The organism is Sandarakinorhabdus sp. (genome assembly GCF_032115815.1).
In the GTDB taxonomy this organism is placed as follows: domain Bacteria; phylum Pseudomonadota; class Alphaproteobacteria; order Sphingomonadales; family Sphingomonadaceae; genus Sandarakinorhabdus.
Genome location: NZ_JAUMBI010000042.1, coordinates 1 through 13,667 on the forward strand (window position 1 = coordinate 1; position 13,667 = coordinate 13,667).

The window sequence follows — 13,667 nt, forward strand, 5'->3', positions numbered from 1 at the left end:
GGCTTCTTAAAATCAGCTCGTTTGTAGAGGTAGATCAGACCGTCACGGAACGTCTTGCTATCGGTCACTGCACCTTTTGCGGTGGAACCGGTGCGTTCTGCAGCGATTGCTGCCGACGACGAATCATTGGAACCCGATTTGCCCAAAATCCGACCACCCCTCGACGAGTCCGAATACGATCCGAAGATAGTCAGAATTTCGGTTTTGGGAAACAGGGGGTGGCTAACCCCCTGAAAACCTTACAACGACTGGAGCGGGTGAAGAGATTCGAACTCTCGACTTCAACCTTGGCAAGGTTGCGCTCTACCCCTGAGCTACACCCGCTCGCCGGTCATTGAGGAGGGCGCGTCTAGCACCGGCGGCTTTGGACTTGCAAGCCCCTTTTTTCCAACCGCGTGCGCCCATGCGCCGTCTTGGCAAACCGGCCCTCCACACCCCATATGGTCAAAAGCCACAAAGTCCGGAGCATCCCCCTTGGCCAGCATTCCCAACCCGGCCGCCGAAAAGGCCAGTATCGAAGCCTTCCGCCGCGACGTCATCGATGCGTCGAAGACAGCGCTGGTGCTCGTCGATTTCTGGGCGGAATGGTGCGGCCCGTGCAAGACGCTGGGGCCGGCGCTGGAAAAACTGGTCGCCGCCCGCGCACCCAAGGTGCAGCTGGTGAAGATCGATGTCGACAAGAACCAGGCGCTGGCCGCCCAGTTCCGCATCCAGTCCATCCCCACCGTCTATGCCTTTCTGGATGGCCGCCCGGTCGATGGGTTCCAGGGTGCGCTGCCGGAAACGCAGCTGGCGCAGTTCATCGATCGGCTGCTTGCCGGCGTGCCCGCCAGCGAAGACGAGGCGGCGCTGGAGGAACAGATCGGCCAACTGATCGCGGCTGCCGACGAAGCCACCGCTGCTGGTGCCCATGATGATGCCATCGCCATGCTTGGCGCGGTTGCCAATGAAATTCCCGAACGCCACGACCTTGCCGCGCGGCTGGCGCTGGCCATGCTGGCCGCGGGCCGCAGGGAAGAGGCCGCCGCCGTGCTGGCGCAGCTGCCGGCCGACAGCAAGGACGAGCTGGTAATCCGCGCCCGCGCCGCGCTGGCCCTGGCCGCCGAAGCGCCGGCCGACCACGAGCTCGCCGATCTGATCGCACAGGTGAACAAGGCCCCCGATGACCACGCCGCACGATTCGAGCTGGCGGGCGCCTTGGCAGGGCGCGGCGACCGCGATGCGGCGGCTGAGCACCTTCTGGCCATCATCAAGGCCGATCGCACGTGGAACGAAAGCGCCGCGCGCGAGAAATTGCTGACCATGTTCGAAGCGGCCGGCCTTGCCGATCCGTGGAGCATCAAGACCCGCGCCGCCTTGCGCGCCGTCTGGTTTGCATGAGCGAGAGCGAAGCCCTTGAACCGCTGCCGGCGGCCGTGCCGGTGTTTCCGCTCACCGGCGCCGTGCTGCTGCCGCGCGGGGTACTGCCGCTCAACATCTTTGAACCGCGTTACCTGGCGATGGTGCGCGATGCCATGGCCGCCACTGGCGCTGCCCACCGCATGATCGGCATGATCCAGCCGAAAAGCGCGGGCGATCCGCCGCCGCTCTACAAGGTCGGCTGCCTCGGCCGCATCACCGAATATCGCGAAACCGACAACGGCCGCATCCTCATCACGCTGGTCGGCATCAGCCGCTTCCGGGTCAGCGCTGAGCTGGAACGCGGCACGCTCTATCGCCAGGTGATGACCGATTATCATGGCTTCGCCGATGACCGGGCGGAGGAAGAATCGCTCGATGCCACCAGCAGAGCCAGTCTGGAAGACGCGCTGCGCCCCTATCTCGATGCGCGCGGGCTCGCCGCCGATTGGGAGGCGGTGCAATCGGCCGACGATGAAGGGCTGGTAACGGCGCTGGCCGGCGCCTTGCCGTTCGATCCGCCGGAAAAGCAGGCGCTGCTGGAGGCGCCCACCCTGGCCGACCGGGCGCAGACGCTGGCCACGCTTATGAGCTTTGCCGCCGGGCCCAATGGCATCGGGGGCAACGGTGCCAGTGGCCGCCTGCAATGAGCGGTTCCGCGCTTGATCCGCGCCTGCTGGCCCTTCTGGTCTGCCCGCAGACGAAGCAGCCGCTGCGTTATGACCGGTCCGCCCAGGAACTGGTCAACGATACCGCCGGCATCGCCTATCCGATTCGCGATGGCGTGCCGATCCTGCTGGCCGAAGCCGCGCGCGAGTTCCTGCCGGCGACGGGGTGATCAGCCGAAGCGCAGCCCCTTGAATGCCCCATCGCTGCGCCAGCCCTTCATGTAGCTGAAAAAGGCATTGGGCCCGGCTGGGTATCCCACGGCATATTTCGCCCGATCATCCATCGGCTGGCCTTCATTGTTGTAATAACCGGGGGTGCAATCCGGGCTGTTGGTCATCATGCCGGGGTTGTTGAGCAGCAGCTTCACCCACTCTTCCTGTGCCTGGGCGTCCGGTTCCAGCGTCTTCAGGCCATGATCAGTCATATGGCGCACGATGGCGGCGATGCTGGTGCCGGTTTCCATCCAGTTGTGCGGAACGTTGACGACGAAATTGGCGGCCTGGGCGAACTGGACGAGGAACAGATTGGGGAAACCAGCACTGTTCAACCCATGCAGCGTGCGCATCCCCGCTTCCCAAGCTTCAGAAAGCTTCTGGCCGTTCTTGCCCACCGGATCGAAGCCGGCGCGCTGCTCCGTTGGCGTGCCAACTTCAAAGCCGGTGGAATGGATGATGCAATCCACCTCATAATGCGCATCGCCAACCCAGATGCCGGTTTCATCGATGCGGCTGACACCCTGGCCATCGGTATCGACCAGGGTGACGCTGGGCCGGTTGAAGGCCTGCAGATAGGCATCATGGAAGCACGGGCGCTTGCACAATTGGCGATACCAGGCCTGCAACGCTTCGCCGGTCTTGCGGTCTTCCACTACGGTCACGGCGCGGGTGCGGATTTCCTCCATCTTTTCATGGTCGGCCATTTCCCAGGCCTTCATCATGTTGACCGGGTTCCATTCGGACGGCGGCAGGCTCATCACCCGGCTGCGGATGCGGCGCGACAGGTCGGTCCAGCCATCCTTCACCCAGTCTTCGCTGGCGCCACCCATGCCGACATTGCCGGCGAAATTTTCCAGCCAGCGCGTCTGCCAACCCGGCGTGGCGATGGACTTGAACCATTCGGCATCAATCGGCTCGTTGGCGCGCACATCCACCGATGACGGCGTGCGCTGGAAAACGAACAATTGGCCGGCGTCACGCGCCAGATGCGGCACACACTGCACGGCGGTGGCGCCCGTGCCGATGATGGCGACGCGCTTGCCCGCCAGCTTGTCCATCGGCGCACGTTCGGCCGAACCGCCGGTGTAGGCATAATCCCAGCGGCTGGTGTGGAACTGGTGACCCTTGAAACTCTCGATGCCGGCGATGCCGGGCAGTTTCGGCACGTTCAGCGGGCCGGTGCCGATGCCGACGAAATCGGCGGTGAAATTGTCGCCGCGGTCAGTCTCGATCACCCAGACCTGTCTGGCCTCGTCCCAGCTGCAGGCCTTCACATCGGTGTGGAACAGCGCCTTTTCATAGAGATTGAACGTCTGCGCGATCTTCTTCGCCTGGCCCTGGATTTCGGGTGCGTGGGCATATTTCTCGGTCGGGATATGACCGGTTTCTTCCAGCAGCGGCATGTAGATGATCGAGGCCGTGTCGCACTGGGCGCCGGGATAGCGGTTCCAATACCAGGTGCCGCCCACATCACCGCCGGCATCGATCAGGCGGAAATCGGTGATCCCGGCCTGCGCCAGCCGCGCGCCCGTGCACAGCCCGGCAAAACCGGCGCCCACCATGGCAAAGCGCACATGATCGGTGACCGGCGCGCGTTCCTTGCGCGGCGTGTAGGGATCGCCCAGCATCTGCGGAAAATGCGTGGCAGCCCGCACATATTGGGCATTGCCTTCGGGGCGCAGGCGCTTGTCCCGCTCAAGCCGGTATTTTTCGAGGAGGGCGTCACGATCGATCATGACGGCCAGACTGTGGCCTGCCCGCGATGCCCGCAACGCTGATATTCGCTAGACCCGATGGCGGACCGTTCGTTTGATTGAGAAAGAGCGTTTCGGCCCCACCGGCGCGGCCTCGAATTTTGACAGTTTTGACGTTTTGTATCGAATTGGGGATTTTTCCGGCCGATTTGCCGGCGCAAACCCCGTCTGGTCATCATGCCGGGCAGCGCCATGATGACAGGGTCGGGCCGTGTAGGACAGAGCGTGGGTCAGCTGAAGGCCAGACCTGTAAAGTCGCCGCTGCGCCGCCAATTGTCGATATACTCGAAATAGGCCACGGACCCGAGCGGATAGCCGCTGGGCAAAAACCCGGAAATATCGGCGCTGGTGCCTTCCAGATTATAATAGCCGGGCGTACATTCGGCGACGGCACCAACAAAGCTGGGCATGCCCGTCTTGATCAGCGCCACCCATTCGGCCTGGGCTTGCGGCGTCGGCTCAACGATGCGTCTGCCCGTGTCGCGGGCATGGCTGACCACGGCAGCGATGGTTTCGCCGGCATCGGTCCAATTGTGCGGCACGTTGGCGCCAAAATTGGCGGCCTGTGCGATCTGGACAATGAAGGCGTTGGGAAAGCCGTGCACATGCAGGCCGTGCAGTGTCTGCATGCCGTCTGCCCAGGCTTGTGACAATCGCTTGCCGCCGACCCCGGCCATGTCGAAACCGGCCCGCCGCTGGTGCGATGTGCCCACCTCGAAGCCCGAAGCATAGATGATGCAATCCACTTCATAATGGATGCCGTTTACCCATAAGCCGGTTTCATCGATGCGTTCGACGCCCTTGCCGTCGGTATCGATCAGGTGGGTGCCCGGTTCGTTGAAGGCCTGCAGATAGGCATCGTGGAAGCAGGGCCGCTTGCACCATTGCCGATACCAGGCCTTCAGTTTCTCGGCGGTCTCCTTGTCGTGGACGATCGCTTCAGCCCTGGCGCGGACTTCCGACATCTTCTCGATTTCGGCGTCTTCGTACACCGCCAAAATGCTGGCTGGGGTGATCTGGTCCATCGGCAGGGTCAAGACGCGCTCGCGAATGCGGCCCATGATGTTGGTCCAGCCGTCCTGCACCAGATCTTCTTCCGGCGGTAACCCGATGGCGATATTGCGGGCGAAATTGTCGAGCCAGCGCTTCTGCCAGCCCGGCGTTGCGATCGACTTGAACCACGCCAGGTCGGTCGGCGCGTTGCCACGCGCATCCACCGATGACGGGGTGCGCTGCACCACATAGACGGTGCCACCGGCCCGGGCGAGGTGCGGCACAACCTGAACCGCGGTCGCGCCAGTGCCGATGATGGCCACGCGCTTGTCTTTCAGCTTGCTGAGCGGGGCACCGTTGGTGTCGCCGCCGGTGTACTCATAATCCCAGCGGCTGGTGTGGAAGCCGTGGCCCTTGAAACTGTCGAGGCCGGGGATGCCAGGCAATTTCGGCACGTGCAGCGGCCCCGTGCCGGTCGCGACATAATCGGCTGTGAACTTGTCGCCGCGGTCGGTGGTGATCACCCACACACTGCGCGTTTCATCCCAAACGATATCGTCAACGCGGATGTGGAACAGCGCCTTGTCATAGAGGCCGAAGGTGCGGCCGATGCGGCGTGATTGTTCGAGGATCTCCGGTGCATGCGCATATTTCTCGGTCGGCATGTGGCGGGTTTCTTCGAGAAGCGGCAGATAGATGATCGAGGCCGTGTCGCACTGGGCGCCGGGATAGCGGTTCCAGTACCAGTTGCCGCCAAAATCGCCGGCCTTGTCGATGATGCGCACATCGGTGATGCCCGCTTCCACCAGCCGGGCACCGACACACAGGCCGGCAAAACCACCGCCGACCATGGCGAAGGTGACATGATCGGTCAGCGGTGCGCGCGGCACCACCGGCATGTAGGGATCAACAAGATAATGGGCATATTGGCCGGCGACCTCGACATATTGGTCATTGCCGTCGGCGCGCAGGCGCTTGTCGCGCTCAGCCTGATAGCGGGCCAGAATGGCGTGCTTGTCGAGGGTGGGCGCTGCAGTGGCCATGATCGACTCCGCTGCTTGGGAACGGAGGCGTTGCTAGACGAGTTCACCCTTCAGCAAAGCTGGCAGTTTTCCGGTCTCGCCGCGGGCCTGGTTCATGAAGAAGCGCTTCAGGGGTGGCAGGCGTTCAACGGTGGAAAGGCCGAAACGGCGTACCAGGCTGGGGGTGCGGCCGGGGATGGCAAACAGGCGGTTGAGGCCATCGGTGACAGCGCACACCAGGCTGTTATCAAAGCGGCGCCACGCCGAGATTTGCGCCAGCACGTCGGGGCTGCCCAGATCAAGGCCGGACCGGGCGGCGTTGGTGAGCACTTCGGCAGCGGCCGCGACATCGCGGAAGCCCATGTTGAGGCCCTGGCCAGCAATCGGGTGGATGCCGTGGGCGGAATCGCCGAGCAGCAGCAGCCTTGTATCGGTGTAGCGGGCGGCGTGGTGATAGCCGAGCGGCCACACGGCTTGCGGCGCGATCACCTCCACATCGCCCATCGTGCCATCGATGCGGGCGGCAATTTCAGCGGCGAGCTGTTTGGGCCCGAGTTTCTTGGCGGCCTCCATGTGCTTGCGATCGATCGTCCACACGATGGCGGTGCGCGGGCGGCCGTCATCGGTGTCGCGCATCGGCAGCAGCGCCAGCGGACCTGACGGGTAGAACAGCTCGCAGGCAATATTCTCGTGCGGCACCGTGTGCGCCACCATGGTGATCAGCGCGGCGTGATCATATTGCCAGGTGGCGATGGGAATGCCGGCGGCTTCGCGCGTGGCAGAACGGCGGCCATCGCAGGCTACCACCAACGGCGCCTTGAACACGCGGCCATCGGCGAGGGTGAGCGTGGCGGCGTGATCGTCGCGCTGGATACCCGCGACCGTCACCGGGGCGAGCAGCGTCACTTCCGGGCATTCGCGCACCGCGCGCAGCAGGCCGGTGCGAAGCCAGCGGTTTTCCACCATCGTGCCGAGCGGATCATTACCTTCGCCGGCATCGAAATGCAGGAACTGCGGGTGCGCGGCATCTGTGACGCGAATCTCGCGAATCGGGCAGCCGTGCGTATCGAGGATATCGCCCAGCCCCAGCGCGCGCAGCATGCGGGCCGAAGCGCTGGCCACGGCGGTAGCGCGACCATCGAAGGCCGGCAGCGTTGTGCTGTCCAGATCCTGGGCATCAACGACGATGCTCGTCACCTCATGGCGGGCCAGGGCCAACGCCAGCGTGGCGCCAACCAGGCCGCCACCGATGATGATCACGTCTGCATCCATCGTCATGCTGCCTTCCTAGCCGACCTGTGCGATTCCCCCAAGCGGGACATGTTGTCCGGGCCAATGCGACGCTGAACAGCGGTTTTCCTTGACCGGAGTCATGGCCTGATTCATCTTTAGGCAGTGCCCAAATGGTGAACATGCCAAGGGCGACGCATCGCATTGAAAGGCATACCGGCCATGGCCACTCGGGCAGCATCTGCCCCCAAGCGCAGCAGCCCCGGCGGGCCGGCCTGGCTGCTGCGGCTGCGCGTCGCCTTGGCGTTGGCGTTGCGGGTAGCGGCGCGCGTGGGCGCCGGGGTGGCGGTCGCGCTGGTTGGCGTGGCGCTGGTGCTGGCGCTGCTGAGCTATGATCCGGCCGATCCCTCGTTCAACACCGCCACAGCGCGGGAGGCAGGCAACTGGATGGGCAACGCCGGCGCGCACGTCGCCGATCTGCTGCTGCAACTGGCGGGCTGGCCAGTGCTGCTGCTCAGCCCCGCGCTGCTGCTGGCGGGCTGGCGCGTCGGCCGCGATGAGCCGGTGCCGGTGCCGCGCATGGCTGGCGGCAGCCTTGCCGGCGTCTTGCTGCTGTCGTTTGCCGCGGGCGGCTTTGGGTTTTCCGCCATGGGCGCTCCGGCCGGGCCGGGCGGTTTGCTGGGGCAGGGCCTGGCGGCGGCCTCGGCCAATGCCGAAGCGATTCCGGAATTGGCCGATGTGTCGGTGGGGGTGGTACTGGCCATCCTGCTGGCACCGCTTGGCCTCGCTTGCCTGGCCTGGGGCAGCGCGATCAGCCGCGAGGTGGTGGGCGATGCCATCGCCGCCGGCCAACGCCTGTGGAACCCTGACGCCGAAGTGGAGCCGGGCAGCATCGTGTTGCCCAAGCCAACCCGCAAGCCGCCCAAGGCCGAAGCAGAACTCACCACCGATCCGGAGCCGGGCCCAACCGTGGTGCTGGAACGGCCGGAGCGGCCCAGTCGCAGCGGTCGTGACGTGCGCGACAAGCAGAAATCGCTCGATCTGGGCGATGCCGCCGTGCTGCCGGGGCTGGACCTGCTGACGCCGCCGCCATCGGCGCCGCGCGCACGGATCGATGCCGCGGCGCTGGAACAGAATGCAAGGTTGCTGGAAGGCGTGCTGGAAGATTTCGGGGTGCGTGGCCGCATCGGCGAAGTGCGCCCGGGCCCAGTGGTCACCATGTATGAGCTGGAACCGGCACCGGGCATCCGCGCCAGCCGGGTGATCGGCCTGGCCGACGACATCGCCCGTTCGATGAGCGCGCAATCGGCCCGCGTTGCCGTGGTGCCGGGCAAGAACGTGATCGGCATCGAACTGCCCAACCCGGTGCGCGAGACGGTGTCGCTTTCCGAACTGCTGGGCAGTGCCGATTTCGACAGCCGGTCGGTCACGCTGCCGCTGGTGCTGGGCAAGGATATTGCCGGCATTCCGGTGGTGGCCGATCTCGCCCCGATGCCACACCTGCTGATCGCCGGCACCACCGGTTCGGGCAAGTCCGTCGGCCTCAACGCCATGATCCTCTCGCTCTTGTATCGCATGACGCCGGCGCAGTGCCGGTTGATCATGATCGATCCCAAGATGCTGGAATTGAAGATGTATGACGGGATCCCGCATCTGCTGGCGCCCGTCGTTGTCGATCCGCCCAAGGCCATCCGCGCCCTGAAATGGGCGGTGGAGCAGATGGAAGACCGTTATCGCAAGATGAGCGAGTTGAACGTCCGTTCGCTGGCCAGCTTCAACCAGAAGGTGAAGGAAGCCCAGGCCGCCGGCAAACCGTTCGTGCGCCGTGTGCAGACCGGGTGGGACCCCGAAACCGAAGCACCGATTATCGAGGAGGAAGTGCTCGATTTCGAGCCGATGCCGCTGATCGTGGTGGTGGTGGACGAGCTGGCCGATCTGATGATGACGGCCGGCAAGGAAGTGGAATTCCTGATCCAGCGCCTGGCCCAAAAGGCTCGCGCTGCCGGCATCCACCTGATCATGGCGACGCAGCGCCCCTCGGTGGATGTGATCACCGGCGTCATCAAGGCCAATCTGCCGACGCGAATCAGTTTCCAGGTGACCAGCAAGATCGACAGCCGCACCATCCTGGGCGAACCCGGCGCCGAACAGTTGCTGGGCAAAGGCGACATGCTGTGGATGGCCGGCGGCAAGCTGGTACGCGTGCACGGCCCGTTCGTTTCGGATGGCGAAGTGGAAGCCGTGGCCGATTTCTGGCGCGCACAGGGCGTGCCGGATTATGTCGAAGCCGTCACCGAAGAACCGGCCGATCTGGATGGCCAACTCGATCTGGCCAGCGCGGGCCTGACCGGCGGTCGCAGCGGGGACGACGAAGCGGACGTTTATGCCAAAGCCATCGACGTGGTGGCCAAGGCGCAGAAGGCCAGCACCAGCTTTATCCAGCGCCACCTGCGCATCGGTTACAACAACGCCGCCCGTCTGATTGAACGCATGGAGCAGGATGGGTTCGTGAGCCGGCCTGATCATGTTGGCCGGCGCGAAGTGCTGATCGATGAATATGGCCAGCGGCGTTAGGCGCGCAGGAACAGGCCGACTGTCAGACCGAGGCCAATGAGGATCACTGCGATCTTCAGCGCCTTTTCCGGCACCACCGCCAGCGCCTGCGCGCCAACGTAGCCGCCGGCCATCGCGCCGATGCCGACCACCAGCGCGTGCAGCCACGCGACATTGCCGGTGAGCGCGAAAACAAGGGCGGCCGTCATGTTGGAGAGGGACACCAGCACATTCTTGGTGCCGCCGGCGTTGCGAACGGCAAGGCCGGCGATGGTCAGGCTGGCCAATGTCAGGATGCCGGCGCCACCGCCGAAAAAGCCGCTGTAAAGCGCGATCAACGATTGGGTGGTGATCGTCACCCAGGCCGGCGGTGGTGGTTTGTCGAGCGATTTCTTCGGCCCAAAGGCGCCCCAGGCAAAGACAACGGTGGCCAGCAGCACCAGCCACGGCACCATGGCGGCAAAGATACGGGTGGGCGTCGCATTGAGCAGCACTGCGCCGGCCACGCCGCCCGCCAGCGCGATGACAGCCAGTGCCTTGAACGACAGCCGCTCTGCACCCGCCACCAGCTTGCGCCCGGCAATGCCGGTGGTGATCTGGCCAGGAAAAAGCGCCATGGTGGAGGTGATATTGGCCAGTTTCGGATCAAGCCCGGCGGCGATCAGGGCTGGCAAGGTGATGAAGCTGCCGCCGCCTGCCAGCGCATTCTGGGCGCCCGCCCACAGGCCTGCGCCAAGCAGCAAGGCCAGCATTGCCGGATCGGAAAAATTCAACGCCGCGCCCATGATGGCCGGGGCTGTTCCCGCAAATGCTCCGGATTGGCAACAGAAATCACGGGCTTCGCCACTGAGCCGCCTTGGCGTGGCGACGCAGTCACGATAGTTTACTCTTTACATGCAAATTTCGCGCCAATTGGCGGGAGCAGATTCGATTATGGCTGATACCGAGGTGATGGAACAACGCGAACAGCTGCGCGAGGAACCGGGCGGCCCCGTGCTGCGTGGCCTGTCGGTCGATGGCATCGGCAAGAAGTATGACAATCGGGTCGTGCTGCGCGACGTGTCGCTGTCCGTCCGGCGCGGCGAGGTTGTGGGCCTGCTGGGCCCCAATGGCGCCGGCAAGACCACCTGTTTCTATTCGATCATGGGACTGGCCATGCCGGATTCGGGCCGCATCCTGTTGGATGGCCATGATATCACCGGCCTGCCGATGTATCGCCGCGCCGTGCTGGGCCTGGGCTATCTTCCGCAGGAAACCAGCATCTTCCGCGGCATGACCGTGGAACAGAACATCATGGCCGTGCTGGAAGTGGCGGAGCCCGATGCCCGGGCGCGCGCTGCCCGGCTGGAGGAATTGCTGGGCGAATTCAACATCACCCGCCTGCGCGCGGCGCCGGCGATGGCGCTTTCGGGCGGGGAGCGGCGCCGGGTCGAAATCGCCCGCGCGCTGGCCGCCAACCCGTCGATCATGCTGCTTGATGAGCCGTTTGCCGGCATCGATCCCATCTCCATCGCCGACATCCGGGCCCTGGTGGTACAGCTGCGCGCGCGGGACATCGGCGTGCTGATCACCGATCACAACGTGCGCGAGACCCTGGAAATCGTGAACCGCGCCTGCATCATCTATGATGGCCGCGTGCTGTTCGAAGGCACGCCAGAAGCGCTGGTGGCCGATGAAACCGTGCGCCGCGTCTATCTGGGTGAGGATTTCAGCCTGTGATCTGGCATGTAGTGCAGTGCTGGGGGCACAGCGGGGGCTGAGATGGGCTTGGGGCCGCGCCTTGAGCTGAGGCAGTCGCAGCAGCTGGTGATGACCCCGCAGCTGCAGCTTGCGATCAAGCTGCTGACGCTGACCAATGTCGAACTGGAAGGCTGGATCGCCGAGGAGCTGGAGCGCAACCCGCTGCTCGCCGCCGGCGATGCCGCCGAGCCACCGGAACCAGCCGGGCCAAGCGGGGTGGACGCGCCGCCCGATGCCCTGCCCGCAGTGGATGATGCCAGCAGCGCCGGGCTGGAAGCGTTGTTGCGTGATGGCATCGGCGGCGGTGATGGCCCGCTGGAGGCAGATTACACCGGTGAGCGTTTCCACCATGATTGCGGATCCGACCAGCCCGCAGATTGGGGCGAACACGCAGCGCAAGCCAGCGGCGAGGACGACGGCCCGGATTTCGAGCGCATGGCCGGCGGCGAGGCCGGGCTGACCGAAGTGCTGGAGGCGCAGGCAACGGCTCGCTTTGACGGCATCGATCTGGCCATCGCCCGTTTCATCATCGATGGGCTGGATGAGGCCGGCTATCTGGTCGAACCGCTGGAAGATATTGCCGACCGGCTGGACGTGTCGCCGGCACGCGCAGAAGCGGTGCTGCGCGAGGTGCAGATGTTCGATCCGGCCGGTGTGGCCGCACGCAGCCTTTCAGAATGCCTGATCGCCCAGGCCCGCGCCGCCGATCGCTGCGATCCGGCAATGGAAAAGCTGCTGAACAATCTCGATCTGGTGGCGCGCGGCGACATGGCCGGGTTGATGCGGCTGTGCAAACTGGACCGCGAAGATATCGTGGACATGATCCGCGAGCTGAAATCCTATGATCCCAAGCCCGGCCTGCGGTATGGCGGCGAAACCGGCACACCGGTGGTGCCCGATGTGTTCGTGACGCGGGGCACGGATGGCGGCTGGCAGATCAGCCTGAACCAGGCGACGCTGCCGCGCCTGATCATCGATCGCGATTATCACAGCGAACTCGCCGCCGGAGCCGACAAGGCCACGCATGGCTTCCTCAACGAATGCGTGGCCAGCGCCAACTGGCTGCTGAAGGCGCTCGATCAACGCGCCCGCACCATCATCCGCGTCGCCACCGAAATCGTGCGGCTGCAGCAGGGCTTTTTCGAACAGGGCGTCAGCCAGCTGAAGCCGCTGACCCTGCGCCAGGTCGCTGAGCTGATCGAAATGCACGAATCGACCGTGAGCCGCGTGACCAGCAACAAATATCTGCTGTGCGATCGCGGCCAGTTCGAACTGAAATATTTCTTCACCTCCGGCGTCGGCTCAGGCGATGGCGAAACCGCATCGGCCCTGGCCGTGAAGGACCGCATCGCCAGGCTGATCGCGGCGGAGGGCGAGGATGTGCTGTCGGACGACAAGCTCGTCGAACTGCTCATCGGCGAGGGTTTCGACATCGCCCGTCGCACCGTGGCCAAATATCGCGAGGCACTGGGGCTGGGATCATCGGTGCAACGCCGCCGGGCGCGGGCGCTGCGCGCGGCGTAGTGGCAGTGGGCCTCCGGCGGGCAGGGTCGCAGACCCTGCACCCGTTTGTTTTTGGCCGGCGCTCTACGGCCGATTCTGGGGTGGTTGAGCGACAGTCGGTTCTTGGCGTCGCTAACTTCGATTGCCATGATTCCGATCAGTTGAAGCGTAACCTCAGCCAAGCCACGCGCAGCATTGCTTCTGCTTCGGCGGTTTCGACGGTGTCATAGACGCCGCAATCTGGACCTAACCGCCCCCAGCCAAAATCAGGCTCGTCGAGCGCATTAGGATCGGCCAATTGCAGCCTGTATGTGTAGTTGCCATCCAAGCGGCGGCACAACACCACACGCTGACTACCATCCGGACTTTCAAAAGTGGAGAGCCGAACTTCCATTTGTCTCAGATACTGCCCACAGCCGACGTCCGCAATTGGGCAACTTCCTAGGGCAACGTGATGTCCGGAACCGTGTAGAGTTTCGGGCGCCGCGAGGCGTACGAAAGTCTCCGAGGAACGAACCCGCGGCCCGAGTGGGCGATCTATGGGGATTTCGACTTTCCGCCGGGCTTGGCTGAGGCGCGTGGGCCGGTGT

Annotated in this window: 11 protein-coding genes and 1 tRNA gene; 6 read left to right on the forward strand and 6 right to left on the reverse strand. The window is 64.5% G+C overall.

Annotation, left to right across the window (positions count from 1 at the left end):
* Positions 1 to 249: 249 nt before the first annotated feature.
* Positions 250 to 324 (reverse strand) — tRNA-Gly (locus RT662_RS02210).
* A gap of 150 nt (positions 325 to 474) precedes the next feature.
* Here RT662_RS02210 and trxA point away from each other — a divergent pair.
* Genes trxA through RT662_RS02225 form a run of 3 tightly spaced genes read left to right on the forward strand, consistent with a single transcriptional unit; the run spans position 475 to position 2,236 of the window.
* Positions 475 to 1,380: a thioredoxin gene (gene trxA, locus RT662_RS02215; RefSeq protein ID WP_313668793.1), complete on the forward strand. Its 906-nt coding sequence runs from the start codon at positions 475 to 477 to the stop codon at positions 1,378 to 1,380.
* On the forward strand, positions 1,377 to 2,048 hold the full coding sequence (locus RT662_RS02220; protein WP_313668795.1) for an LON peptidase substrate-binding domain-containing protein: 672 nt from the start codon (positions 1,377 to 1,379) through the stop codon (positions 2,046 to 2,048). The genes trxA and RT662_RS02220 overlap by 4 nt, the downstream gene beginning before the upstream one ends.
* On the forward strand, positions 2,045 to 2,236 hold the full coding sequence (locus tag RT662_RS02225) for a Trm112 family protein (protein WP_313668797.1): 192 nt from the start codon (positions 2,045 to 2,047) through the stop codon (positions 2,234 to 2,236). Before RT662_RS02220 ends, RT662_RS02225 begins: the two co-directional genes overlap by 4 nt.
* Here RT662_RS02225 and RT662_RS02230 read toward each other — a convergent pair whose 3' ends face one another.
* From RT662_RS02230 to RT662_RS02240, 3 genes are all read right to left on the reverse strand, one after another.
* Positions 2,237 to 4,018 carry an NAD(P)/FAD-dependent oxidoreductase gene (locus RT662_RS02230; RefSeq protein ID WP_313668799.1) on the reverse strand — a complete coding sequence of 594 codons (1,782 nt, stop codon included), beginning with the start codon at positions 4,016 to 4,018 and terminating at the stop codon, positions 2,237 to 2,239.
* A 248-nt stretch (positions 4,019 to 4,266) separates the two neighbouring features.
* Complete coding sequence (locus tag RT662_RS02235; protein WP_313668801.1) at positions 4,267 to 6,072, reverse strand: NAD(P)/FAD-dependent oxidoreductase; 1,806 nt, start codon at positions 6,070 to 6,072, stop codon at positions 4,267 to 4,269.
* Between the two features lie 33 nt (positions 6,073 to 6,105).
* Entirely contained in the window at positions 6,106 to 7,329 is a 1,224-nt protein-coding gene (locus tag RT662_RS02240; RefSeq protein WP_313668802.1) for a UbiH/UbiF/VisC/COQ6 family ubiquinone biosynthesis hydroxylase, read from the reverse strand.
* A gap of 174 nt (positions 7,330 to 7,503) precedes the next feature.
* Here RT662_RS02240 and RT662_RS02245 point away from each other — a divergent pair, with 174 nt between their 5' ends.
* A complete protein-coding gene (locus RT662_RS02245) occupies positions 7,504 to 9,855 on the forward strand; it encodes an FtsK/SpoIIIE family DNA translocase (RefSeq protein ID WP_313668804.1) in 2,352 nt (783 codons plus the stop codon).
* Here RT662_RS02245 and RT662_RS02250 read toward each other — a convergent pair.
* Positions 9,852 to 10,607 carry a sulfite exporter TauE/SafE family protein gene (locus RT662_RS02250; RefSeq protein WP_313668806.1) on the reverse strand — a complete coding sequence of 252 codons (756 nt, stop codon included), beginning with the start codon at positions 10,605 to 10,607 and terminating at the stop codon, positions 9,852 to 9,854. The genes RT662_RS02245 and RT662_RS02250 overlap by 4 nt on opposite strands.
* A gap of 160 nt (positions 10,608 to 10,767) precedes the next feature.
* On the opposite strand from RT662_RS02250, the gene lptB reads away from it, so the two are divergent.
* Together lptB and rpoN are read left to right on the forward strand one after the other, a co-directional pair.
* Complete coding sequence (gene lptB / locus RT662_RS02255; protein ID WP_409530129.1) at positions 10,768 to 11,553, forward strand: LPS export ABC transporter ATP-binding protein; 786 nt, start codon at positions 10,768 to 10,770, stop codon at positions 11,551 to 11,553.
* A gap of 42 nt (positions 11,554 to 11,595) precedes the next feature.
* Positions 11,596 to 13,098 carry an RNA polymerase factor sigma-54 gene (gene rpoN / locus RT662_RS02260; protein ID WP_313668808.1) on the forward strand — a complete coding sequence of 501 codons (1,503 nt, stop codon included), beginning with the start codon at positions 11,596 to 11,598 and terminating at the stop codon, positions 13,096 to 13,098.
* 136 nt (positions 13,099 to 13,234) lie between these two features.
* Here the strand turns inward: rpoN and RT662_RS02265 are convergent, their stop codons facing one another.
* Positions 13,235 to 13,471, reverse strand: a complete 237-nt coding sequence (locus tag RT662_RS02265; RefSeq protein ID WP_313668810.1) for a hypothetical protein — start codon at positions 13,469 to 13,471, stop codon at positions 13,235 to 13,237.
* Positions 13,472 to 13,667 lie beyond the last annotated feature (196 nt).